This is a genomic window from Pseudomonas oryziphila, from assembly GCF_003940825.1.
GTDB lineage: Bacteria > Pseudomonadota > Gammaproteobacteria > Pseudomonadales > Pseudomonadaceae > Aquipseudomonas > Aquipseudomonas sichuanensis.
Genome location: NZ_CP034338.1, coordinates 5673347 through 5695967, shown reverse-complemented (window position 1 = coordinate 5695967; position 22621 = coordinate 5673347). Strand labels below are relative to the sequence as shown.

The 22621-nt window shown below is 67.5% G+C and carries 22 protein-coding genes; 1 reads left to right on the top strand and 21 read right to left on the bottom strand.

Going from position 1 to position 22621, the window contains the following annotated elements:
- Positions 1-12 precede the first annotated feature (12 nt).
- The 18 genes from EJA05_RS26465 to EJA05_RS26380 form a co-directional block, all read right to left on the bottom strand.
- Positions 13-1239, bottom strand: coding sequence for a beta-ketoacyl-ACP synthase (locus EJA05_RS26465; protein WP_125860865.1), 1227 nt, complete (start codon positions 1237-1239; stop codon positions 13-15).
- Positions 1239-1967 carry a 3-oxoacyl-ACP reductase FabG gene (gene fabG / locus EJA05_RS26460; RefSeq protein WP_110995349.1) on the bottom strand — a complete coding sequence of 243 codons (729 nt, stop codon included), beginning with the start codon at positions 1965-1967 and terminating at the stop codon, positions 1239-1241. The genes EJA05_RS26465 and fabG overlap by 1 nt, the downstream gene beginning before the upstream one ends.
- Positions 1960-2430, bottom strand: a complete 471-nt coding sequence (locus EJA05_RS26455; RefSeq protein WP_125465900.1) for a hotdog family protein — start codon at positions 2428-2430, stop codon at positions 1960-1962. Before EJA05_RS26455 ends, fabG begins: the two co-directional genes overlap by 8 nt.
- A complete protein-coding gene (locus EJA05_RS26450; protein WP_125860863.1) occupies positions 2427-3620 on the bottom strand; it encodes a beta-ketoacyl-[acyl-carrier-protein] synthase family protein in 1194 nt (397 codons plus the stop codon). Before EJA05_RS26450 ends, EJA05_RS26455 begins: the two co-directional genes overlap by 4 nt.
- Entirely contained in the window at positions 3617-4102 is a 486-nt protein-coding gene (locus EJA05_RS26445; protein ID WP_125860861.1) for a DUF3261 domain-containing protein, read from the bottom strand. The genes EJA05_RS26450 and EJA05_RS26445 overlap by 4 nt, the downstream gene beginning before the upstream one ends.
- A complete protein-coding gene (locus EJA05_RS26440) occupies positions 4099-4839 on the bottom strand; it encodes a class I SAM-dependent methyltransferase (protein WP_125860859.1) in 741 nt (246 codons plus the stop codon). Before EJA05_RS26440 ends, EJA05_RS26445 begins: the two co-directional genes overlap by 4 nt.
- Positions 4836-7157, bottom strand: coding sequence for an MMPL family transporter (locus EJA05_RS26435; protein ID WP_190306023.1), 2322 nt, complete (start codon positions 7155-7157; stop codon positions 4836-4838). Before EJA05_RS26435 ends, EJA05_RS26440 begins: the two co-directional genes overlap by 4 nt.
- Positions 7147-7752: an outer membrane lipoprotein carrier protein LolA gene (locus EJA05_RS26430; RefSeq protein ID WP_125860857.1), complete on the bottom strand. Its 606-nt coding sequence runs from the start codon at positions 7750-7752 to the stop codon at positions 7147-7149. Before EJA05_RS26430 ends, EJA05_RS26435 begins: the two co-directional genes overlap by 11 nt.
- Positions 7753-7850: 98 nt before the next feature.
- On the bottom strand, positions 7851-8276 hold the full coding sequence (locus EJA05_RS26425; RefSeq protein WP_125860855.1) for an acyl-CoA thioesterase: 426 nt from the start codon (positions 8274-8276) through the stop codon (positions 7851-7853).
- Positions 8269-9813, bottom strand: coding sequence for an HAL/PAL/TAL family ammonia-lyase (locus EJA05_RS26420; protein ID WP_125860853.1), 1545 nt, complete (start codon positions 9811-9813; stop codon positions 8269-8271). The genes EJA05_RS26425 and EJA05_RS26420 overlap by 8 nt, the downstream gene beginning before the upstream one ends.
- On the bottom strand, positions 9794-10726 hold the full coding sequence (locus EJA05_RS26415) for an LpxL/LpxP family acyltransferase (protein ID WP_125860851.1): 933 nt from the start codon (positions 10724-10726) through the stop codon (positions 9794-9796). The genes EJA05_RS26420 and EJA05_RS26415 overlap by 20 nt, the downstream gene beginning before the upstream one ends.
- Entirely contained in the window at positions 10723-11457 is a 735-nt protein-coding gene (locus tag EJA05_RS26410; RefSeq protein ID WP_125860849.1) for a glycosyltransferase family 2 protein, read from the bottom strand. Before EJA05_RS26410 ends, EJA05_RS26415 begins: the two co-directional genes overlap by 4 nt.
- Positions 11450-13129 (bottom strand): AMP-binding protein, encoded by a 1680-nt coding sequence (locus EJA05_RS26405; RefSeq protein WP_125860847.1) that lies wholly within the window; start codon positions 13127-13129, stop codon positions 11450-11452. The genes EJA05_RS26410 and EJA05_RS26405 overlap by 8 nt, the downstream gene beginning before the upstream one ends.
- Positions 13126-13671, bottom strand: coding sequence for a COG4648 family protein (locus EJA05_RS26400; protein ID WP_125860845.1), 546 nt, complete (start codon positions 13669-13671; stop codon positions 13126-13128). Before EJA05_RS26400 ends, EJA05_RS26405 begins: the two co-directional genes overlap by 4 nt.
- The gene (locus tag EJA05_RS26395) at positions 13668-13922 is read right to left on the bottom strand and encodes an acyl carrier protein (RefSeq protein ID WP_110995337.1); all 255 of its coding nucleotides are present in this window, start codon (positions 13920-13922) and stop codon (positions 13668-13670) included. Before EJA05_RS26395 ends, EJA05_RS26400 begins: the two co-directional genes overlap by 4 nt.
- Before the next feature lie 9 nt (positions 13923-13931).
- Entirely contained in the window at positions 13932-14204 is a 273-nt protein-coding gene (locus EJA05_RS26390) for a phosphopantetheine-binding protein (RefSeq protein ID WP_125860843.1), read from the bottom strand.
- The gene (locus tag EJA05_RS26385; RefSeq protein ID WP_125860841.1) at positions 14173-14991 is read right to left on the bottom strand and encodes a lysophospholipid acyltransferase family protein; all 819 of its coding nucleotides are present in this window, start codon (positions 14989-14991) and stop codon (positions 14173-14175) included. The genes EJA05_RS26390 and EJA05_RS26385 overlap by 32 nt, the downstream gene beginning before the upstream one ends.
- Positions 14967-15683, bottom strand: coding sequence for a beta-ketoacyl synthase chain length factor (locus tag EJA05_RS26380; protein ID WP_125860839.1), 717 nt, complete (start codon positions 15681-15683; stop codon positions 14967-14969). Before EJA05_RS26380 ends, EJA05_RS26385 begins: the two co-directional genes overlap by 25 nt.
- A 314-nt stretch (positions 15684-15997) precedes the next feature.
- Between EJA05_RS26380 and EJA05_RS26375 the strand changes: the two genes are divergently transcribed.
- Positions 15998-16771: a ParA family protein gene (locus EJA05_RS26375; RefSeq protein WP_110995334.1), complete on the top strand. Its 774-nt coding sequence runs from the start codon at positions 15998-16000 to the stop codon at positions 16769-16771.
- 347 nt (positions 16772-17118) lie between these two features.
- Here EJA05_RS26375 and trxC read toward each other — a convergent pair whose 3' ends face one another.
- The 3 genes from trxC to mscK all read right to left on the bottom strand — a co-directional run bounded on the left by trxC (position 17119) and on the right by mscK (position 22596).
- On the bottom strand, positions 17119-17553 hold the full coding sequence (trxC, locus tag EJA05_RS26370; RefSeq protein ID WP_125860837.1) for a thioredoxin TrxC: 435 nt from the start codon (positions 17551-17553) through the stop codon (positions 17119-17121).
- Between the two features lie 110 nt (positions 17554-17663).
- Entirely contained in the window at positions 17664-19124 is a 1461-nt protein-coding gene (selO, locus tag EJA05_RS26365) for a protein adenylyltransferase SelO (RefSeq protein ID WP_125860835.1), read from the bottom strand.
- Between the two features lie 163 nt (positions 19125-19287).
- Positions 19288-22596 (bottom strand): mechanosensitive channel MscK, encoded by a 3309-nt coding sequence (mscK, locus tag EJA05_RS26360; RefSeq protein WP_125860833.1) that lies wholly within the window; start codon positions 22594-22596, stop codon positions 19288-19290.
- Positions 22597-22621: the final 25 nt, after the last annotated feature.

The window sequence follows — 22621 nt, the reverse complement described above, 5'->3', positions numbered from 1 at the left end:
TGGTTTTGCGTGTCAGGGCCAGCGGCGGAAGATCAACGAGGTGTTGACCCCGCCGAAGGCGAAGTTGTTGTTCATCACGTATTCGTGGCTCATGGCGCGGAAGGCGCCCTGCAGGTAGTCGAGTTCGCCGCACTGCGGGTCGACATTGTCGAGGTTGAGCGTGGGGGCGTACTGTTCGCGGTTCATCATCTCGATGCTGAACCACGATTCCAGGGCGCCACAGGCACCCAGGGTGTGGCCCAGGTAGCTCTTCTGCGAGCTGATCGGCATATGCGGGCCGAACAGGCCGCTGGTGGCCAGGGTCTCGGCGATATCGCCTTGCTCGGTGGCGGTGCCATGGCCATTCACATAACCGATCGCCTCGGGCGCCAGGCCCGCGTCCTCCAGCGCCAGCTCCATGGCCCGGCGCATGGTCACTTGCTCTGGCCGGGTGATGTGCTGGCCGTCGGCGTTGCTGCCAAAGCCCACCACTTCGGCGTGGATCCGCGCGCCACGGGCCAGGGCATGTTCCAGCTCTTCGAGCACCAGCATGCCGCCGCCCTCGCCGATCACCAGGCCGTCGCGGTCCAGGTCGTAGGGGCGTGGGCTCAGGTGCGGGGTGTCGTTCTTCAGGCTGGTGGCATAGAGCGCGTCGAACACCATGGCCTCGGTGGGGCACAGCTCTTCGGCGCCACCGGCGAGCATCAGCGGCAGGCGCCCGAACTTGATCGCTTCATAGGCGTAGCCGACGCCCTGGCTGCCGCTGGTGCAGGCACTGGACGTGGGGATCAGGCGCCCGGTCAGGCCGAAGTAGATGCTGATGTTGGCCGCCGTGGTGTGCGGCATCATGCGCACGTAGGAGTTGGCGTTGAGGCCCTCCGAGGTGGAGTTGAGCAGCATGTTGCCGAAGGTCTTGATCTCGTCGGTGCTGCCGGTGGACGAACCGCAGGCCACGCCCATGCGCCCATCACGGATGCTCGGGTCGTCGAGCAGCCCGGCGTCGGCCAGTGCCCGCTCGGCGGCGGCCACCGCCAGGCGCGACACCCGGCCCATGCTGCGCAACTGCTTGCGGGTCCAGTGCGCGGGCACCTGGAAGTCATCGATGGGGCCGCCCAGGCGGGTGTTGAGTTCGCTGTAGCGGTCCCATTCGTCCATGCGCCGGATGCCGCTGCGCCCGGCGGCGAAGTGCGCGGCGATGCTGGCCCAGTCGTTGCCCAGGGCGGTAATGCCGGCCATGCCGGTGACCACGACGCGGCGCATCAGCACAGCCCTCCGTTGACCGCCAGCACCTGGCGGGTGATATAGGCCGCCTCGGGCGACATCAGGAAATTCACCGCGCCGGCCACTTCTTCCGGGGTGCCCATGCGCCCGGCCGGGATCATCTTCAGCAGTTCATCGACCGGCACGTTTTCGTCGAGCATGGCCGTGTCGATCAGGCCAGGGGCCACGCAGTTGACCGTGATGCGGCGCTTGCCCAGCTCGATCGCCAGGGCCTTCGCGGCACCGATCAGGCCGGCCTTGGAGGCGCTGTAGTTGACCTGGCCACGGTTGCCGATCAGCCCCGACACCGAGGTGATGCAGACGATGCGCCCCGGCGCGCGGCGGCGGATCATCGGCATCGTCAGCGGGTGCAGGACGTTGTAGAAGCCATCGAGGTTGGTGCGCATCACCTGGTCCCAGTCGTCGTCGCTCAGCGCCGGGAAGGCGCCGTCGCGGGTCAGCCCGGCATTGCACACCACGCCGTAGTAGGCGCCATGGGCTTCGACATCGGCTTCCAGCACCGCCTTGCAGCTGGCGCGGTCGGCCACGTCGAACTGCAGCACCCGGGCCTGCTGGCCGAGTGCGCGCACTTCGGCGGCCACGGCATCGGCCTCGGCACGGCCGCTGCGGCAGTGCAGCACCAGGTCGAAGCCGGCCTGTGCCAGGCGCAGGGCAACGGCCCGACCGATGCCACGGCTGGAGCCGGTAACGAGAATGCTGTCAGTCATGCTGGGGTTCCTCTGGGCCGGCTTCGGCCAGGTAGCGGTCGGGCTGTGGCGGGCGGTACACATTCAGGCGGGCTGTGGCATGGATGCCCGGGCCACGCAGGTGGCATTCGAACACGCCCATGCCGTTGTCGTCTTCCAGCGAGCGCTGCGCGTGGATCAACAGTTCGGCGCCGGCGGGGAAGTGCTCGACGGCGCATTCGAACTTGCGCGTGCCCAGCAGAAAGCCCAGCTCCACCGGCAGGCCCTGGCGACGGGCGCGGCAGCCGGCGTAGGCGGCCACGCTCTGGGCCATCAGCTCCAGGCCCAGCCAGGCCGGCAGGCTGCCGTCGGCGCGGTTGAACAGGCCGCCCGGGCGCACCGTGGTGCGGGTGTGGATCTGCTCGTCGTCGCAGCTGTCGATCTGCTCGATGAGGATCATGTCACCGGCATGGGGCAGCAGCTCGGCCAGGGGCCAGGGGATCATGGGGCGTCTCCGAGAATCAGGCTGACATTGTTGCCGCCAAAGGCGAACGAGTTGCTCATCAGGTAGCGCGGGCGTTGCGCGGTCAGCCGCTGGCTGCCATCGACCAACGCCAGGGCCGGCAATGCCGGGTCCTGCTGGCCATCCCAGGCATGTGGCGGCAGCAGGCCCTGCGGGTTGTGCCCGCTCAGGGCCAGCCAGCAGAACGCCGCTTCCAGCGCGCCGGCGGCACCCAGGGTGTGGCCGGTCATGGGCTTGCTCGACGAGCAGGGCAGGCCGGCGCCGAACAGGCTGTGCACGGCCAGGGCTTCCATGGCGTCGTTGTGCACGGTGGCGGTGCCGTGCAGGTTCAGGTAGCCGATCTGCGCGGGCGCGAGGCCAGCATTGTCCAAGGCTTTGCCCATGGCCTGCAAGGCGCCTTTGCCGGTGGGCTCCGGGGCCGAGATATGGTGGGCGTCGGAGCTGGCGCCAGCGCCCAGCAGGGCGATGCGCGGGCCTTGCAGGTTGGCCTCGCGGGTCATCAGCAGCAACGCCGCGCCTTCGCCGATGTTGATCCCGGCGCGGTTGCGCGAGAACGGGTTGCAGCGGGCGTCGCTGACCGCCTCCAGGGCACTGAAACCGTTGAGGGTCAGGCCGCACAGGCTATCGACGCCACCGCACAGCACGGCGTCGCACAGCCCCAGGTCGAGCAGGCGGCGCGCGCTCATCAGCGCCCGGGCGCTGGAGGTGCAGGCGGTGGAAATCACATAGGCCGGGCCGCTCAGTTGCAGCCAGTCGGCGAGGAAGTTGGCCGGGGCACTGAGCTCTTGCTGGGCGTACTGGTAGCCCTCGGGAAAGCGCTGCTCGCGCAGGTAGTGGGCGATGCCGTCGCTGGCCTCGGCGATCCCCGAGGTGCTGGTGCCCAGCACCACGCCGAGCCGATGGGCGCCGTGGCGATCGATCGCTTCACGGATGGCCGGCTCGATCTGCAGCGCGGCGCTGTACAGCAGCTGGTTGTTGCGGCTGTGGTGCTCGGGCAGCGGCAGCTTGGGCAGCGGGCTGCTGACGGCGCCCACCGGCAGGCTGCGCTCGGGCACCCAGCCCGCTTGCGCCAGCATGCCCGAACAGTCGCCGGCAAACAGCCGGCGGGCGATGTCGGCCTGGCCGTGGCCGAGGGCACAGACCAGGCCCAGGGCATTGAGATAGGCGCTCATGGAGTGTTCTCGTCGGGCAAGGGGCTGACGTGATAACGCAGCCCTTGGCCCAGGTTCAAGGTAAAGGTATCGGCGCCCTGATAGCGCACCCGCCAGCGCTCGCCAAGCCAGCGTCGGTCATCCTGCTGGCGGGCCTGAGGGTAAGCCCGTGGCAGCTGCTGCGCCGGGGTCAGGGCGAATAGCACGGCGGCGAACAGTTCGCGCGCCGCCGGGTTCGGCGGCAGCAGCCCGTCGGCCTGCCACTGCTGGCCATCGAGTAACTGGCGGGCCTGGGGGATGCCCAGCAGATCGAGCAGTGACCAGCGCAGGCGGGTGTCTTCGCGCTGGATCACCAGCAGCCAGTCCTGGCGTTGCCCGGCCTGCTCCCGTTCGACGTGCAACTGGCGTGGCAGTTCCAGCGCGGGCGCTTGCTCAGGCAATGGCGGCTGCGCGGCGCAGGCGCCGAGCAGCAGGCAGCAGAGCATGGCCAGCAAGGCTTTCATGGGGTCTCCAGCGCTTTGCGCGCGACCACGTTAAGCAAGGTCTCTTCGCGTTGCCCGACCGGCGGCGGGTTACGCAGCCCCAAGCGTTCGAGCAGGCCGAAGTCCTTGGCGCGGCTCCACCACAGGTACGGGTACGAGACATGCCGTGGCGCGAACTCGAAGCCTTGGGCGCTGAGCATCTGCAGGTAGCCCTCGGCACTCTTCTGCACGTGCATCGGGTGGCGGAACAGCCAGCGGATCACCCAGGTATCGATATACGCCTCGGTGGACTCGGCGAACAGCAGGTAGCCGCCCGGCTTGAGCACCCGGTGGAATTCGGCCAGGGCTTTTTCCTGCTCCACCAGGTGGTGGAAGGTCTGGTGGCAGAACAGGATATCGACGCTGGCGTCGGCGTAGGGCAGCGCGGCGCAGTCGCTGCCATGCAGTTCCACCGTGATGCCCAGGCGTTCGGCCTCGGCGGCGCTGAGCGCCAGGCTGTGCGGGTCGGCGTCGGTGCCCAGCAGGCGCGAAGGGGCGAACACCTGGTGCAGGTGGCGGAACGACTTGCCCTGGCCGCAGCCGACATCCAGCAGCACCGGCGCGGCCGGCGGGTTGCCGTCGAACAGCCGGCGCAGGTCGTTGATCGCCACCCGCAGCACATGGTGCTGCCAGGTGTGGCTGCGCAGGAACCAGAACCCGAAACGGGTTTCCTCGACATAGGTGTCGCTGAAAAAGGCCTTGGACGTGCTGCTGTTCATGACGGTGGATGCGCTCCTTCGCGGGTGGCGGCCCAAGGGGCCAGCAGGAAACTGAAAGCCAGGCCCAGGCTTACTGCCAGGCCAAAGTTGCTGACTGCCGGGGTGCTCGACAACGCCAGCAGGCCGAAGGACAGCCAGGTGGTCACTGCCGCCAGCAGGGTGCCCAGCAGGCTCACGGCGGCGCCGCCGATGCGCTCGTGCATGAGGATGGCGTAGTCGACGCTGATGGCCGTCACCAGCAGCAGGCCGAACAGGCTGAACAGGGTCAGCGGCTGGCCCAGCCAGCCGAGGCTGGCCAGGCTGCACAGCGCCGCCAGCAGCGGCAGGGCGACGATGCGCAGGGCGCCGCGCAGGCCGAACGGCAGCACCAGCAGCACCACGATCAGCAGGCACGACAGCAGCTTGAGTTCGGCGGCGCTGAGTTGGGTGGCGGCGAACAACTGGTTCAGCTCGCCGAGGCGGTCGACCAGTTGCACGCCGGGCAGGTCATCGGTCTGCAGGCGTAGCAAGGCGGTGTCGCCCAGGCCTTGCAGGCTGACGATGGCCGCCACGCCGTCGCCGTCCGGGCCCAGCCACAAGGGCCGCCAGGCTTCGCCCAGTGGCCCGGCCAGCATTTCGTCGATGCTTTGTGGCGGCAGTTGTTGCAGGTGCTTGAGCTCGCTTGCCAGGGCGGCCTGAGGCACGCCCAGTGCCAGCAAGGGTTGCCAATGGGCTGGCAACTGACCGAGGGCCTGTTGCAGTTGGGCCTGTTGCGCAGGGCTGGCGATCAGCTGACTGAGGCTCATGTAGCCCTTGAGCTTGCCCAGCTCGACCAGTTCGCCCAGCTTGCCGCTCAGCGCCTGCAGGCGTTCGAGCAGTTGCTGCGGGTCGTTGCCGCGCACCAGGTAGAACTGGCTGGTGGGCTGGTAGCCGGTAATGCGCGCCACGGCCTGGGCTTCTTGCAGCAACTGCGGCGGGCTGCCGACCCACTGGCGGATGTCGTTGCGGCTGTCCAGGCGCCACAGGCCGGCGGCGCAGAACAGCAGCACGAGGATCAGCAGCACCCCGCTGGGCACCTTGGCCAGCAGGCGTTCACGCAGCGTGATCAGGGTTTGCGCGATGCGCAGTGGCCACTGCGCCGGGCGCAACTCGACGCCGGCAAGCAGCGCGGGCAGCAGGCACACCGCGCTGAGGTAGGCGCCCAGCAGCCCGGCGGCGGAAAACGCGGCGATCTGGGTCAGCGCCGGGAACGGCGTGAACGCCAGGGCCAGGTAGCCGATGGCGCTGGTCGCCAGGCTCAGGCTCAGCCCCGGCAGGGTCAGGCGCAGGGCCGGCCAGCTGTGCCAGGGCTTGAGGCTCCAGCTCTTGGACAGGTAGTGCAGCGGGTAGTCCACCGCCACGCCGATCAGGCTCGAACCCAGTACCAGGGTCATCACGTGCATCTGCCCGAACAGCGCCACGCACACCACCGCGCCGAACAGCATGCCCACCAGCACCGGCACGAAGGCCAGCAGCACGCGCCAGCGGCGGAAGGCCAACAGCAACAGCAGCAGGATGCCCAGCGTGGCGCCACCGCCGACCCAGGTGATCTCGCGGCTGGCCTGCTGCTGGCCGGCGGCGGCGTACAGCAGGCCGCTGGCCGCCAGCAGCCGGGCGCCGTGCTGGTCGGCGTCGAGGCGGCTGGCGGCGAGCAGCTCGGCCACCTGCAACGGCAGCTGCATGTCGAAGGCGTTGCCCTGGGTGTGGGCCCGCAGCAGCACCCACTGCTGGCCGTCGGCCTCGGCGACCAGCGCACCGCTGGCGGTGTCCAGGTGCACGTTGACCGGCATCGGCTGGCTGTTCTGGATGCGCCCGGTCAGGCCCAGCCAGTCGTCCTGGCTGGGCACCAGGCTGAAACCGGCGAAGGGGTCGAACAGGCTTTGCACGCGCTGTTCGATGAAGGCCTGCGGCTGGGTGATCAACTGTTCGCGGTCGTTCGCCGAGAGCAGCGCCAGGCGCCCTTGCAGCAGTTGCGCGCGCAACGCCGACAGGTCGGTCTGCAGGCTCCACTGGACCTTTTCGAACAGGCCGCTGCCTTGCCATTGCGTGGCCAGGCGCTCGGCCAGGGCCAGTGCCTGTTCACGCTCGGGGTGGCCGACCAGCACCAGCATTTCGCGGTTGAGCGGCTCCTGCATGCGCTGTTCGGCCCGCAAGACCTGCGGGTCCTGAGTGGCGCCGGGCACCAGGGTCATCAAGTCGGCCGACAGCGGCGCGCCGCGGTGCCACTGCCAGCCGGCGATGGCCAGCATCACCAGCAACAGCCCGAGGAACAGGCGCGGCAGCAGGCGTTCAGTCGGCAAAATCGCTGCGCTCCGTGTCGCTCAGGGCCGCTGCCGCCGTGCTGGCCGGCATGCGCAGCACGGTGCTGTCGCCCTGGGTTTCGCTCAGCTCGATGCGCTCCACGTACTGGCCGCCGGCGATATCGATGCGCGTGAATACCTGCTTGAGCAGCAGCGAGCGCGGCGTCAGGCGCAGTTGCCAGTGCCCGGCGTCGCCGGACAGGGCCAGTTCGAAATCACGTTGCAGGCCACTGCTGTCGCCTTGCAGCACGGCGAAGAACAGGCGGTTCTGCTCGGCCCCGGCGCTGCGGCTGGGCAGGGTTTGCCAACCGTTCGGGTCGCGTCGGGCGATGCCTTGGGCGTCGATGCGGTAATCCTGGCGCAGCGGGGTGTCCAGCAGCCACAGCAGACCGTGGTCACGGGCGAGGACGAAGCGGCCCTTGCTCAGCAGCGGCTGGGGCAGGGCGCGCAGGTGTTTTTCCTGGATGAACGGGCCCTTGACCACGGCGGGCTGGCTGAGCTGCTTTTGCAGGTCGTCGAGGCTGAAGGCCAGGGTCAGGGGGCTGGTGAGCAGCAGGCCGAGCGTGATGAGCAGGCGGGCCGCGTTGCGGCCCATCGCCGGCAAGCCGGCTCCCACAGGATCCAGACGCCTACCCCTGTGGGAGCTGGCTTGTCGTGGCGACGAACCGCAGCGATGAGGCCGGAACAGGCGACTCATGGCAACACCTTGGCAACCGCATCGAGCATCACCTGCGGCGAGGCCAGTTGCATCTCGCCGCTGTCGATATGCACGGCTACCTGCACGGTGCTGGCACGGGTCATGCGCTCGCCGGTTTCGGCATCGCTGATCAGGTAATGGATCTTCAAGCGGTTCTCCCACTCCACCAGGCTTGCGCGTACGGTCAGGCGTTGGCCGAAGGTGGCACCGCGGATGTAGCGCAGTTGCAGGTCGATCACCGGCCAGTGGTAACCGGAGGCCTGCATGCCTCGGTAATCGTGCTGCAGGCGCTCGAGCAAGGCGCAGCGGGCGACTTCCAGGTACTTGACGTAATGCCCGTGCCAGACGATGTGCATGCTGTCCACATCGAAAAACGGCACGACGATTTCGCTGTCGACGTGAAACACCCCAGGGTTACGCATGCAGCCTCCAGTGGCGCTGGCCGATACGGGTCAGGCACAGGCGCAGGTCGTGTTCCAGGGCGCGGTCCTCGATGACCGGGGCGAAGTCGGCCAGCAGCAGCTGGTGCATCTGTTCCAGCGCTGGCGGCAAAGGCCGGGCGTCGGCCTGACGGGCCCGCAGCCAGACGCCCTGGTTGGCCGCCAGCAAGGTGGCGGCGGCGACCTGTTCGGTCAGCTCCAGCACCCGCAGGGCATCGCGGGCGGCAATGGTGCCCATGCTCACCTTGTCCTGGTTGTGGCATTCGGTGGAGCGCGAGAACACGCTGGCCGGCATGGTCTGCTTGAGGGCTTCGGCGGTCCAGGCGCTGGCGCCGATCTGCACGGCCTTGAAACCGTGGTTGAGCATGGCCCGCTCGGCCTCGGCGCCGGACAGGTTGCTCGGCAGGCCGTGGTTGTAGCGCACGTCCACCAGCAGCGCGAGCTGGCGGTCGAGCAGGTCGGCGACGTTGGCCACCAGGGTTTTCAGGCTGTCCATGGCGAAGGCGATATGCCCGCCGTAGAAGTGCCCGCCGTGCAGCACGCGCTCGGCGTCGCCGTCGATGATCGGGTTGTCGTTGGCGCTGTTGAGCTCGGTTTCGATGAAACCCCGCAGCCAGCCCAGGCTGTCGGCCAACACGCCGAGCACATGGGGCGCGCAGCGCAGCGAGTAGCGGTCCTGCAGGCGGTGCAGCGACGGCAGCGGCGCATCGATGGCCAGGTCCTGGCGCAGCCAGGCGGCCACCTGGGTCTGGCCCGGGTGCGGCTTGGCGGCGAACAGGCGCTCGTCGAAGTGCTCCGGGTTGCCCTGCAGGGCAATCACGTTGAGCGCGGTGATGCGCGTGGCCAGTTGCAGCAGGTAGTCGGCGCGGGCGAAGGCCAGGCAGGCCAGGCCGGTCATCACCGCGGTGCCGTTCATCAGCGCCAGCGCTTCCTTGGGGCGCAGCACCAGCGGCTGCCAGCCCAGCTCGCGGTGCACCTCGGCACTGCTGCGGCGCTCGCCTTGGTACAGCACCTCGCGCTCGCCGGAGAGGGTCGCGGCCACGTAGGACAGCGGGGTCAGGTCGCCGCTGGCGCCCACCGAGCCCTCTTCGGGGATCAGCGGCAGGATGTCGTGTTCGAGGAACAGTTGCAGGCGCTCCAGCAGCTCCATGCGCACCCCCGACACGCCGTGGCTCAGCGAGCGCAGGCGCGCCGCCAGCACCGCGCGGGTGGCCGCTGCATCGAGCAGGCGGCCCAGGCCGCAGCCGTGGAAGGTGTACAGGTGACGCGGCAGGCTTTCGACATGCTCCAGCGGCACGGCCACCACGCAGGAGTCGCCGTAACCGGTGGTGACCCCGTAGATCACCCCTTGCTGGTCGAGCAGGGTGTCGAGAAAGCGCGCGCCACGGGCGATGCGTTCGCGGTACTCGGCGTCGTCCTGCAGGCGGGTAGCGGCACGGCGCTCGGCCACTGCCAGCACGTCCTCGATGGCCAGCGGCGCTTCGCCGAAGGTGACAGGCTCATGGGGTTGCATCGTCATCGCTCTTCCAGAAAGGGTAGAAATTGAACCACTGCAGGGGCGCCTGGCGGCAGTAATGGGCCAGGCGCTCGGCGTAGCGGGCCGTCCATTGCTGGATCACCTGGTCGCGCTCGGCACGCCGCCATTGCAGCTGTGCGGCGAAGGGTTCCAGGGTGATCTGGTAGCGGCCGTTCAGCTTGAGGCAGAACAGCAGGTTGACCGGGCAGCCGAGCAGCCCGGCCAGCAGCCACGGGCCTTGCGGGAACGCGGCCGGCTGGCCGAGAAAGTCCACGGTGGCGGTGCGCGCGCCATGCAGCGGCACGCGGTCGCCGGCGATCGCCAGCCACTCGCCGCGCTCCAGGCGTTGCGAGAGCTGCAGCATGATCGCCGGGTCCAGCTCGCTGACCTGGATCAGCCGCAGGTGGTTGGCCCCGGCCTCGCCGAGCAGGCGGTTGAACTGCTCGGCATGGCGGGTGTGCACCAGCACGTTCATGGTCACCTGCTCGCCCAGTTCGGCCAATGCCCGGCATACCTCAAGGTTGCCCAGGTGGGCGCCCACCAGCAGTTGCCCGCGCTCGCCGCGCAGTTGCCCGCGCAATCCGGCCGGGTCGACGATATCGATGTCTTCAAGGCGCAGGCGGCCGTTCCATACGTCGAGCTTGTCCAGCAGGGCGTCGGCGAAGGCCATGAACTGGCGAAACACCTGCCACTGGCTGGGCGCTGGCGTCTGCCCGGCGCTCCACTGGTGCAGGCGCTGCTGGTACTGCCAGGCGCTGCGCCGGGCGCGCCGGCCAAACAGGAAGAAGTAGGCGACGATCACATGGATCAGCGGGCTGAGCAGCCGGCGCCCGAGCAGGCGTGCCAGCAGCGCGGTCAGCTGCATCAGCCGAAAGCTGCCGCGCTCGCGTTGCGCGGCCCAGTGCTGCTCGCTCATCGCCGCCACCGCCGCCAGAGAATCAGTGGGCTGCGCAGGAGCATGCCGAAGAACAGCTTGGCGTGCATCTTCGAGATCAGCGCGTTGTCGTGCACCAGGCGAAAGTGCGACAGGCCGTCCTGCGGGTAGTGCACCCGGGTCGGCAGCCAGCGCATCGGCTGGTTGCGCCAAGCCAGGCGCACCAGGATCTCGGGGTCGAAGTCCATGCGCCGGCCCAGCTTGACGCTGTCGATCAGCGCCAGGGTGGGCGGCAGCGGGTAGACACGAAAACCGCACATGGAGTCGGGGATGGCCAGTGACAGGCTGTTGATCCACACCCACACGTGGGTGAGGTAGCGGGCATACAGGCGCCCCTTGGGCACGCTGTCGTCGTACTGGGGATAACCGCACACCAGCGCCTGTGGATAAACCTGCGACTGGGCCAGGAAATGGTCGACATCGGCCAGGTCGTGCTGGCCGTCGGCGTCCACCTGCAGGGCGTGGCTGAAGCCCAGCCGCGCGGCCTCGCGCAGGCCGGCCATCACCGCGCCGCCCTTGCCCTGGTTGACCGCCAGTTGCACCAGGTGCACATCCGCGCGCTCGGCCAGCTGGCGCAGCACCTCGGCGCACGGGGCATGGCTGGCGTCATCCACCAGCACACAGGGCAGGCCGGCGCGCAGCAGGTCGTCGACCACCTTGGGCACGGCCTGTTCGTGGTTGTACACCGGGATCACCGCGCAGGGCTTATGCACCGACGGCCTCCAGCAGGATGCGGCCGCTGGCGCAGGCTTGGCCGGCGCGGCTGTAGCTGAAGTACAGCTTGCCGCGCTCCGGCTCGAAGCGCAGGTCCAGCTGCAGCGCGTCGCCGGGGCGCACCAGTTGCTGGAACTTCAGCACTTCCATGCCGGCGAAGCGCAGGTTGGCGGCCAGCAGTGGTGCAGCGAGGGCGATGGCCCAGTCGAGCTGGACCACGCCGGGCAATACCGGGGTCTGCGGGAAATGCCCGGTGAAGCAGGGCAAGTCCAGTGGCACGGCCAGGCGCAGTTGCAGCTGGTTGTCTTCACGGGCCTGTTCCAGCACCTCGGGGGCCTGGCTGCGAGCGGCCAGCAGCAACGCCGAGACCTCGGCCTGGGGCAGCTTGCCCTGGGCGTTGCATGGCAGCTGGCGCAGCAGGCGCCAGCGCCGGGGCAGGGCGATGGCCTCGCAGTGTTCGGCCAGGTGCGCACGCAGGCCCTCCAGCAGTGCGCGGCGCCCCTGGTTGCGCAGCACATGCAGGCCTTCGGCGCTTGGCACCAGCAGGGCACCGAGGAAGGCGCGGCCTTCTTCGATCACCCCCAGGCGCGCCTCGGCGACCCAGGCGTGGGTGCACAGGGCCTGTTCGAGCATGGGTAGGGAAATGCGTTTTTCTTCCAGCTTGACGGTGCGGTCGAGGCGGCCGAGCAGGCGGAAGCGCCCGTCGCTGGCGAACTCGGCGGCATCGGCGCTTTGCTCGACGTGGCCGGCGGGCAGGTAGGGCGAGGCGATGCGCAGGGCGCCGTCGGCATCCTGGCTGAGTACCACGTCGGCGAACGGCTGCCACAGGGCTTCACCCTGGCGCCAGGCGATGCCACCGGTTTCGGAGCTGCCGAGGATTTCCGTCGGCCACTGGCCGAGGCGCTGGTGCAGGCGTTCGGCGGCTTCGGCGGGCAGTTCGCCGCCCGAGGAGAATACCCGCCGCACTGCGCTCAGCCCAGGCCAGTCGAGGTTGTCGCCCATGCGCTTGAGCAGCGCCGGGCTGGCCACCCAGGCGAACGCCGGGTGTTCGCGGCTGGCGCGTTGCAGGTCTTCGGGGAACGGCTGGGCCCTGCGGGCGAAGCCGCGCCCGGCGCACAGCGGCCACAGCACACGGAACAGCAGGCCGTAGATGTGCTGGGTGGCGACGCTGCCGAGGATGTGCGCATCGCCCAAGGATGCGCCCCACAACTGCTCCAGGGCGATGACTTCGTTGCCCAGTTGGCGCAGGCATTTGTCGATGCGCTTGGGCTCGCCGCTGGAGCCCGAGGTGCACAGGCTGATGCGGCACTGCTCGGGGTCGAGGTCGGCGCTGGCCAGTGGCTCGCCCAGCAGGTCGTCGAGCTGTGGGTCGCCCGGCTGGTCGCTGAGCCACAGGTCGACCTGGGCCTGCCAGCGGGCGCGGGTCTGCGCTTGCAGGTCGGCGGTCAACAGCACCTGCGCCCCGGCGCGCCAGGCGCCGAGCAGGGCGATGGCCAGCGTCGCGGCGTCGTCCACATGTACCGCCAGGCGGCGCACGCCGCGGGCTTGCAGGCCGCCGGCCAGACGCAGGGCTTGCAAGCATAGCGCGGCGTGGTCCAGGGCCGGCGCTTCGGTCACCGGGCGCGGAGTGGCCAGCGGGCGCAGCAGGTGTTCGAGGTTGATCCAGTTCATGAGCGTCCTCGCACACGTTGACGTATCAGCCATTCCACGGCGAACAGCAGGCCCATCGCGGCGTAGGCGATCAGGCCGTTGTACAGGGTCCACCAGGCCAGTGGCGCCCACAGGGTCAGGCCGGCGGCGATCAGGCCGTTGACCAGGAAGAACAGGCACCAGGCCTGGGTCACCCGCCGTGTGTAGCGCACCGCTGCCGGTGGCAGTTCGGGTTCGCGCAGCCGGGCCAGGCGCTCGGCCATCGGCATGCCCTGCAGCAGGCTGGCGCCGAACAGGGCGAGCATGAAGCTGCTGATCAGCACCGGGTACCAGCGCAGCAGTTGCGCGCTGTCGGACAGCGCCAGCAGCGCGCAGAAGCCCAGCGCCGCCAGGGCCATCCACAGGCCACCGGGGCGTTGTGGCGCGCTCAGTGCGCGGGCCAGCCACAGGCCGCCGAGCAGCAGGGCGAACTGCCACGGGGCGAAGTGGCCCAGGCCGTAGTGCACGGCAAACGGATACAGCACGCCGGCCAGCAGCAGGCCGAGGCCGACCAGGCGTTTCATGCCGCGCTGTTTACCAGGCGATGAACCGCTTCGACCACATCGTTGACGGTGCGTACCGACTTGAAGTCCTCGGCGCTGATCTTCTTGCCGGTCTTGCGCTTGATGTGGTCGAGCAGGTCGATGGCGTCGATGCTGTCGATTTCCAGGTCCTGGTACAGGTGCGATTGCAGGCTGATGCGCTCGGGCTCGAGCTCGAACAGCTCGACCAGGGCGTCACGGAGGGTGTTGAAGATGTCTTCGCGGGTTTGCATGGTGCGGTCTCAGGCGGCCTGGCGGGCGGTGATGAACGCCGCGAGGGTGGCGACGTTGGTGAAATGGTTGCGGGTGTCCTTGGCATCGGCGTCGATCTTGATGCCGTAGCGCTTCTGGATCGCCAGGCCCAGTTCGAGGGCGTCCACCGAGTCCAGGCCCAGGCCTTCGCCGAACAGTGTCTGCGCGTCGTCGATGTCCTGCACGCTGATGTCTTCCAGGCCCAGGGCGTCGATGATCAGTTGCTTGATGTCACGGTTCAGGTCGTGTTGTGCATCGCTCATCGGTGGCGAGCTCCTTGTTGTAGTACTGGTGCAGGTAATCATTGAGTTTGCGCGACGCCAGGGGCGCCGGGCCAAGGCTGGCGAAGGCCTGGGGGTCGATGTCGGCGCCGACGCGCAGGCTGAAGTGCACGCGCCGTCGGGGGATGCGGTACCAGGGCTCGTGCTTGGTCAGGGTGGTGGGGCTGACCTGGATGATCACCGGTGTGATGATTTTCGCACCGCGCAGGGCGATCGCGGCGGCGCCACGATGGAAGGCCGGGGCCTGGCCGGGCGGGGTGCGGGTGCCTTCGGGGAAGATCACCAGCGGCTGGCCTTGCTGCAGCGAGGCGGCGGCGCTGTCGAGCATGTCCAGGCTACCGTCGTTGCCGATGTACTGCGCCTCGCGCACCGGCCCACGGGTGAAGGGGTTGCCGAACAGGCTGTGCTTGACCACGCAGTTGGCGTCGCGCACCCGCCCGAGCAGGAACACCACGTCGATCAATGAAGGGTGGTTGGCGATGATCATCTGCCCGCGCCGGCCCAAGCGTTCGGCGCCGCTGATCTCGAAGGTGAGCACACCGAGGCCGCGCATGATCAGGATGAACCGCCAGAACAGCCAGCCGATGGTGCGCCGGGCGCGTTGGCGATGCTGTTCGCCACTGCCCGGCAGGCAGGCCAGCAGCGGGAACACCAGCAGGCGCAGGCACAGCCCGCCCAGGCCGAACAGCAGGAAGCTCAGGGCGGTGGCCGCCAGGCGCCACAGGTAGGCGTCGCGGGGGCGGTTCATGGCTGACGTTGCCAGTTCCATGTGCGACGGCTCCAGGTGTGGGAAAAGGCGTTCTGGCCGTTGAGCGAGGCGTGCAGCCAGGCCAGGGCATGGGGCAGCTTGGGGGCTGGCGCCGTTTGTGCCGGCCCAAGGGACAACTGCCATTGCTGGCCGGGGGTGAGCAGCAGCGCCACGGCGTAGGCGAACGGCACATCGCTGATGCAGGGCGCGTAGGCGGCCGGGGGTTGTTCTTCGGTGACGATCAGCAGCACCGCCGGTGCGCCTTCGGCGAGCAGCGCAGCGGCTTCCACGGCGCCTTGCTCGAAGCCGTCGCCGGCGGCGGCCAGGGCGGTCATCTCGCAGGTTTGCCCGCGCATGATCGACCACAGGCCGATCATCGCGTTGTGCACCGACAGGCTGAACTGGGTGGGCGACAAGGGCTGCTGGCTGGCCAGTTCGCTGAGAATCGAGAAGGTGCGTGGAGTTTCACCATGTCGCGAGACGAACACCAGTGGCAGGTTGGCGTGACCTTCGGCCAGCGGCCAGCCGACGGCAAAGGCCATGCGTGCCATATGGCTCAGGCGGCGGCGCTGCAACGCCGGCAGGAACGCCACGTCCGGCGCCTGCTCGGCACAGGGCTCGTGTTCGGCGCCGTCCGCCCAGGCCTGCCAGTCGGCAGGGCTCTGCAGGCCCGGGGCCCAGGCACGCCATTGGCTGATATCGAAGGTGATCATGATGAGTGTGACGTTACCGCCCTGAGGGAGTTCCTGTCCGTGGGAATGACTCGGAGCACGCGCCGTGCGGGCTTGGCGCACGGGAAGGTGGCGCGCATTATCCCGGTGCACGGGGCCTGTATCAATCCACATGATGGCTATCGGACAACATCCACACGCATATGCGTCATGTCCTCTTGCGCGGCGGCACAGTTTCCGACAATCGGTTACTCGCAGGTTGTCGGGCTGCTTGCCGTCAACTTGAGCGAACAACGCTGGCCAATGGCGCAGTGTCGCCACATACTCGGGCATTCGTTGATACACGGAGGTCTGACATGCGGCGCGTGGTGTTCAATCAGAAAGGTGGCGTGGGCAAATCGAGCATTGCCTGCAATCTCGCGGCCGTGAGTGCCAGCGAAGGCTACCGGACCCTGCTGATCGACCTGGATGCCCAGGCCAACTCGACCCAGTACCTGACCGGCCTGACCGGCGACGACATCCCCATGGGCATCGCCGACTTCTTCAAGCAGTCGCTGTCCAGCGGCCCGTTCGCCAAGAAGAACAAGGTCGATATCTACGAAACACCGTTCGACAACCTGCATGTGGTCACCGCCACGGCAGAGCTGGCCGACCTGCAGCCCAAGCTCGAGGCCAAGCACAAGATCAACAAGCTGCGCAAACTGCTCGAAGAGCTGGACGAGGACTACGAGCGTATTTACATCGATACCCCGCCGGCCCTCAATTTTTACGCTGTTTCCGCGCTGATCGCCGCTGATCGCGTATTGATCCCCTTTGACTGCGACAGCTTCTCGCGCCAGGCCCTGTATGGCCTGCTGGCCGAGATCGACGACTTGAAGGAAGACCACAACGACGAGCTGGTGGTCGAAGGCATCGTGGTCAACCAGTTCCAGTCACGCGCCAGCCTGCCGCAGCAGATGCTCGACGAACTGCTGGCCGAGGGGCTGCCGGTGCTGCCGGTGTATTTGAGCAGCTCGGTGAAGATGCGTGAGTCCCACCATGCCAGTTTGCCGCTGATTCACCTGGAGCCACGGCACAAGCTGACTCAGCAGTTTGTTGAGTTGCATGATTTGCTGGAGCGGAGTGCGTGAGGGCTTACAGGGGTTCGCCGATAGTTCTTCAGCGCCTATGAGATCGAGCGCCGCCCGCGCGGCGCTTCGCGGGTAAACCCGCTCCCACAGTTTGTTTCGGGCCAATTATTCCTGTGAAAGTATCGGCGCCTGCCTTGGTGCATGTCTTGAGCCATGTGGGGCGGCGGCAACGCCCACACTGAAACCGCGTCGTGCCAACAAGGCGGACCAGGTGATGGCACAGGAGAGACTGGCCCGAAACAAACTGTGGGAGCGGGTTTACCCGCGAAGCGCCGCGCGGGCGGCGCTCGATCTCATAGGCGCTGCAAATCTTTCGTCGAACCCCTGTCAGCCCTGACGCAATCCCCTCAAACCCCTTGCCCGCGCAACCATTCCAGCAGCGACTGCAACGGAAACGCCCCAGCCTGGCGCGCCACTTCGCGCCCATTCCTGAACAGAATCAAACTGGGAATCGACCGGATACCCAGTTGCCCGGCGAGGTTACGGTTGGCTTCGCTGTCGAGCTTGGCCAGGCGGCAACGGCCAGCCAGCTGGCGGGCGGCCTGTTCGAAGGTGGGGGCGAAGCTCTTGCACGGGCCACACCAGTCGGCCCAGACATCCAGCAGCAGCGGCAGGTCGCCCTTGATCTGGGCGGCGTAATTGCTTTCGCTCAGCTCGAACGGGGTGCTCAACAGCACATCCTGTTTGCAGCGGCCGCATTTCGGGCTGTCACCCAGGCGGTCGGCGGGGATGCGGTTGAGGCCGTTGCAGTGGGGGCAGGGGATTACCAAGGGTGCACTCATGTATAACTCCTTTGGCCATCGTGGGAGCGGGCTTGCCCCGCGATGGCGTCAGATCAGGCAGTGTTGTTGTAGCGGCTGACGCTATCGCGGGGCAAGCCCGCTCCCACAGGTCAGGATGAGCAACTGATCTCCAGATGCTTGCCCCACTCCGGCGGCCGCTCGGCATAAGCCTGCATTCCAGCCTGCTCCTCGAATGGCTTGCTCAACACCTGATGCAGCCGCCGCACCTCACTGTAGTCACCCGCCTCAGCCGCTTCGATGGCCTTCTGCGCCAGGTAATTGCGCAGCACATACAACGGATTGACCGCATGCATCCGCTCACGCCGCCCCTCGGCGTTACCCGGCTCGCGTTGGCAGCGCGCCAGGTACTCGGCGCCCCAGGCGTCGAAACCGGCCAGGTCGATGAAATCGTCGCGTACCACTTGCAGGGCTTCGGCTACAGGCCGCTCGCCGAGCTTGCGGAAGAACAAGGTGTAGTCCACGCCACCGCTCTGCATGCGCTGCAGCAGGCGTTCGACCAGCGCCATGTCGTCATCTTCGGCCGTCGTCAGGCCCAGGCGGCGGCGCATCAGGTCGAGGTAGTGGGCCTGGTACAGCGGCAGGAACAGCGCCAGCACTTCCTTGAGCGGCTCGACCTCGATCACCGTGGTCAGGGCCTGGGCCAGGGCGCTGAGGTTCCAGTGGGCAATCGGTACCTGGTTGGCGTAGCTGTAGCGGCCACGGTCGTCGGAGTGGTTGCAGATGAAGTTGGCGTCGAAGTCGTCTAGGAAGGCGTAAGGGCCGAAGTCGAAGGTAATACCGAGGATCGACATGTTGTCGGTGTTCATCACCCCATGGCAGAAGCCATAGGCCTGCCAGCGGGCGATCAGCTCGGCGTTGCGCTCGACGATGGTGCGGAACATGGCCAGGTAGGGCTGCTCGGCGTCGCGGCATTCGGGGTAGTGCTGCTCCAGTACATGGTCGATCAGCACCCGCTGCTGTTCGGGCTGCTGGGTGTAGTAGAAGTATTCGAAGTGGCCGAAGCGCACGTGGCTCTGGGCCAGGCGCAGCAGCATGGCGGCACTTTCGCGGGTTTCGCGCCACACCGGGGTGCTCGAGCCGATCACGCACAGTGCGCGGCTGCTGGGGATGCCCAGGGCGTGCAGGGCTTCGGAGGCGAGGAATTCACGGATCGACGAGCGCAGCACCGCGCGGCCGTCGCCCATGCGCGAGTAGGGGGTCTGGCCGGCGCCCTTGAGGTGCAGGTCCCAGTGCTCGCCGGCGTCGTTGACTACTTCGCCCAGCAGCAGGCCGCGGCCATCGCCCAGGCGCGGGTTGTACGAGCCGAACTGGTGGCCGGAATAGACCATCGCCCGCGGGTCGGCTTCCTCCCACAGCTTGTGGCCGCCGAACAGCTCGGCGAACACCGGCAGTTCGGCCTGGGCCGGGTCGAGGTCGAGCAGGGCCATGGCCGATGTGCTGGCGACGACCAGGCGCGGCTCGGCAATCGGCTCGGGCAGGACCTGGGTGGAGAAGGCGTCGCCGAGCTGGGCGAAGCGGTTGTCGAAGCTGAGGTGGTCGAGGGACTTCACGGTGCCTGCTCCTGGATTCGGTGCGATTGGGGCCGCTTTGCGGCCCTTCGCGGGTAAACCCGCTCCCACAGGGATTGCGCTGGCTGTGTGGGAGCGGGTTTACCCGCGAACGAGGGCGTAGCCCTCGCAACGATTCTCGACAGGATAAAGGATCTGAGGCCGGTCAGGCCGGCTCAGTGCCGTCCGGCTTGGGTTTATCCATCGGAATCAACTGCTGCTTGCCGCCTTTGGTATCCATCAAGAACACCTCCACCTGGCGTACCGAAATCTTGATGTCGTGCGCCTTGAACTCGCGATTGATGTAGCGGTTGAGCTCATCCAGCGTCGGGTTGCGGTCGCCCAGGTCGCGCACGTGCATGCGCAGCTCATGGTCCAGCGAGCTCTCGCCGAAGTTGAGGAAGTACACGATCGGCTCCGGGTCCTTGAGCACCCGCGGGTTCTCGTGGGCGCCCTTGAGCAGGATATCGCGCACCAGGTCCAGGTCCGAGCCGTAGTCGATGCCCAGTTTCAGCGTTACCCGGGTGACCGTGTCGGTCAGCGACCAGTTGATCAGCTGGCCGGTGATGAAGGTCTTGTTGGGGACGATGATGTCCTTGCGGTCGAAGTCGGTGATGGTGGTGGCGCGGATGCGGATCTTGCTTACCGTGCCGGACAGGTTGCCGATGGTGATGGTGTCGCCGATCCGTACCGGGCGCTCGAAGAGGATCATGATGCCGGAGATGAAGTTGGCGAAGATCTCCTGCATGCCGAAGCCCAGGCCCACCGACAGCGCCGCCACCAGCCATTGCAGCTTGTCCCAGCTGACCCCGAGGGTCGACAGGGTACTGACGATGCCGACCCCGACGATGATGTACGACAGCAGCGTGGTGGTGGCGTAGGCGCTGCCCTGGGCCAGGTTCAACCGCGACAGCACCAGCACTTCGAGCAGGCCCGGCAAGTTGCCGGCCAGGGCGAAGGTGATGCCGACGATCACCAGCGCCCCCAGCAGGTCGCCGAGGCTGATTGGCACCATGCTGGCGGCGGCGCCAGTGCCGCTGGTGTATTCGTAGAGGGTGAAGTTGTTGAGGTACGAGAACACCGAAATCAGGTCTGCCCACACCCAGTACAGGCCGGCGATGAAACCACCCAGCAGGGCCAGACGGATCAGGCGCAGGGACTGCTGGTTGACCTGTTCGATGTCCAGGGTCGGCTCTTCGACCGGTACTTCGCCGTCCAGGCCTTCCTTGACCGCCTGGCGTTTGCTCAGGGCGCGCTGGTAGGCCAGACGCCGTGCCGCCACCGACAGGCCACGCACGAACGCGGCCTCGATCACCAGCCAGAACAGCAGCAGATAAAGGGTGTAGATCAGGCGGTCGGTGAGTTTGAGCGCGGTGTAGTAGTAGCCGAAGCACACCGCCACGAACAGGGCGATAGGCAGTGCGGTGAAGGCCACCCCGACCGCGCGGCGGAACAGCGAGGTGTCGCGGTGCGCCGGGCTGCTCAGCAGCAGGCGGCTGAGCAGCCAGGCCATCAGGGCATAGCAGGCCAGCACCACGCCGATGCCCAGCACGTCGTCGGCCAGTGCCGAGGGCTGGTGCTCGGCCACCGCCACCACGCCCACCAGAGCCAGCACCACGGTACCCAGGCGGCGCACCCAGCCACGCAGGAACTCGACCTGCGGCTTGTGCCAGCGGAAGTGGATCTCGGCCACGCCGCCCGGGGCGAGGATGCGGTAGGCGGTGTAGAACACCAGCCAGGCCTGGGCCAGTTGCCAGAGCGCGGCGCCGAGGTTGGCGTTCTGCCCGCGGGCGTCGATCTGCAGGGCGTAACTGCCCAGCGCCAGGGCCAGGGCCACCGGCATGGCCAGGAGGATGTTGATCAGGATCGCCTGGGGCGTGTGCCACTGGCTGTCACGCTTGAAGTGGCCGATGTCCTGGTGAACCTTGCCCAGGCGCTGGTACAGGTACTTGCGTCGCCACAGCAGGGCGCCGATCACCAGCAGCAGCGGCAGGAACAGCAGCGGGCGCTGGCTGAGGCCGTCGGCCAGCTCCTTTATCCCCGAGCCCCAGGGCAGGCTGGCGACCTGTTCGGCCAGGCGCTCCGGCACGAAGCGCAGCCATTCCCAGTCCAGCGGCTTGTTGCTGGGGATCCAGAACATCTGCTCATCCAGGGTGGTGCGCAGGTTCTGGGCGGTGCTGAGCAGTTGCTTCTGGTTCAGTTGCAGAGTGATCGATTCGTTGAGCAGCGCGGAGAGTTCGCGGTTCAGGCGTTCGAGCAGGTCGCCGCGGGTGATCGCCACTTCCAGCAGGGCCTTGCGCAACTGCGGTGTGGCCTCTTCCTGCGGCTGGTTGGCCAGCAGCTTGTCCACATAGCTGGACGGGCTGCTCATCTGCTCGCGTTGCTGGTTGATCTCGAACTGGTACAGGCGGATATCGGCGATCTGGTCGGCCAGGTCGCGGTCGACTTTCAGGTGCGGCAGGGCCTGTTTCTGTTTGTAGAGGATCTTCGACAGCAGCAGGCTGCCCTTGAGCACGTTGATCTGCTCGTCCAGCGCCTGGTCGGCCTGGGTCAGGCTGTCCAGCTGCTGCTTGGTCCTGAGGTTCTGCTGGGTCAGCTCGTTCAGGCGGTCGGTGCTTTTGAGCAGGTAATCCGAGAGTTTGAGGTTGGCGGTGCTCTCGTTGGCCAGCACGGTGCTGCCGCCGGCCTTCTGCGCTTCGATCGACTGCTGGGTGACGGCCTGCTGGGATTGGGCCAGGCGCTTGTCGTTGATCAGCGTCTGCAGGTCCTGGATCTCTTGCTCCAGCCGTGCGGCGCGGGCGATCAGCAGGTCGTGCCGGGCGTTGCCCAGGTCTTGCAGCTGGCTGTTGGCGGCCAGTTCCTGGCGGCGCAGCAGGGTCAGGGCGTTGAGCGAGGCCAGTTCGGCGTTGAGCTGGTTGCGCAGGTCGCTGGTCAGCGCCTTGCCGCCGTCCTTGCCGCTCTTGAGGCTGTTGTTGATCTGCTGGGCGCGGGTCTGGTTGCTGCTGATCTCGGCCTGGGCCCGTTCGGGCCGGGTCTGCGAGTTGATGATCAGGCTGTTGGCTTCGGACAGGGCTTTCTGCAGCTCGCCCTGCTGGGTGCTGCGCTCGCTGAGCATCTGTTCGAGCTGCGGCACCGTCAGGTTGGCGTAGCGTTGGGCAACGGGTATGGCGCTGGCGCCCTTGAGCTTGATCAGCTCGCGCTGGCTGTCGCGGGTTTCCTGGGGGGCAGAGGCCAGTTGCTGCTTGAGGGCTTCAAGCTTCTGCTCGCTGTCCTCCTTGCTGGCCAGCAGCGCCAGGGTCTGCTCCAGCACTTGCTGCACGGCTTTCTGTTCGGCTTCGGGCAGCTTGCGCTCGGCGATCTTGTCGAGGCTGTTCTGAATGCCCGAGGTGGTCGGGACCTCCGCCGCGGCGGCCGCGAACGAGAGGGTCAGGCACAGCCCCAGCAGGGCTGCGCGGCAGTAATGGCGCAGGGACATAGGCAGGATTCTTGTGCTACGGGGC

Bases quoted from the DNA above. Each gene is read 5' to 3' on its own strand.
- EJA05_RS26455 (WP_125465900.1), bottom strand. From the start codon at position 2,430: ATGATCCCCTGGCCCCTGGCCGAGCTGCTGCCCCATGCCGGTGACATG.
- EJA05_RS26375 (WP_110995334.1), top strand. From the start codon at position 15,998: ATGCGGCGCGTGGTGTTCAATCAGAAAGGTGGCGTGGGCAAATCGAGC.
- trxC (WP_125860837.1), bottom strand. From the start codon at position 17,553: ATGAGTGCACCCTTGGTAATCCCCTGCCCCCACTGCAACGGCCTCAAC.
- EJA05_RS26405 (WP_125860847.1), bottom strand. From the start codon at position 13,129: ATGAACTGGATCAACCTCGAACACCTGCTGCGCCCGCTGGCCACTCCG.
- fabG (WP_110995349.1), bottom strand. From the start codon at position 1,967: ATGACTGACAGCATTCTCGTTACCGGCTCCAGCCGTGGCATCGGTCGG.
- EJA05_RS26430 (WP_125860857.1), bottom strand. From the start codon at position 7,752: ATGGGCCGCAACGCGGCCCGCCTGCTCATCACGCTCGGCCTGCTGCTC.
- EJA05_RS26440 (WP_125860859.1), bottom strand. From the start codon at position 4,839: ATGAACAGCAGCACGTCCAAGGCCTTTTTCAGCGACACCTATGTCGAG.
- EJA05_RS26415 (WP_125860851.1), bottom strand. From the start codon at position 10,726: ATGAGCGAGCAGCACTGGGCCGCGCAACGCGAGCGCGGCAGCTTTCGG.
- EJA05_RS26380 (WP_125860839.1), bottom strand. From the start codon at position 15,683: ATGATCACCTTCGATATCAGCCAATGGCGTGCCTGGGCCCCGGGCCTG.
- EJA05_RS26385 (WP_125860841.1), bottom strand. From the start codon at position 14,991: ATGGAACTGGCAACGTCAGCCATGAACCGCCCCCGCGACGCCTACCTG.
- EJA05_RS26450 (WP_125860863.1), bottom strand. From the start codon at position 3,620: ATGAGCGCCTATCTCAATGCCCTGGGCCTGGTCTGTGCCCTCGGCCAC.
- mscK (WP_125860833.1), bottom strand. From the start codon at position 22,596: ATGTCCCTGCGCCATTACTGCCGCGCAGCCCTGCTGGGGCTGTGCCTG.
- EJA05_RS26400 (WP_125860845.1), bottom strand. From the start codon at position 13,671: ATGAAACGCCTGGTCGGCCTCGGCCTGCTGCTGGCCGGCGTGCTGTAT.
- EJA05_RS26425 (WP_125860855.1), bottom strand. From the start codon at position 8,276: ATGCGTAACCCTGGGGTGTTTCACGTCGACAGCGAAATCGTCGTGCCG.
- EJA05_RS26390 (WP_125860843.1), bottom strand. From the start codon at position 14,204: ATGAGCGATGCACAACACGACCTGAACCGTGACATCAAGCAACTGATC.
- EJA05_RS26420 (WP_125860853.1), bottom strand. From the start codon at position 9,813: ATGACGATGCAACCCCATGAGCCTGTCACCTTCGGCGAAGCGCCGCTG.
- EJA05_RS26395 (WP_110995337.1), bottom strand. From the start codon at position 13,922: ATGCAAACCCGCGAAGACATCTTCAACACCCTCCGTGACGCCCTGGTC.
- EJA05_RS26465 (WP_125860865.1), bottom strand. From the start codon at position 1,239: ATGCGCCGCGTCGTGGTCACCGGCATGGCCGGCATTACCGCCCTGGGC.
- EJA05_RS26445 (WP_125860861.1), bottom strand. From the start codon at position 4,102: ATGAAAGCCTTGCTGGCCATGCTCTGCTGCCTGCTGCTCGGCGCCTGC.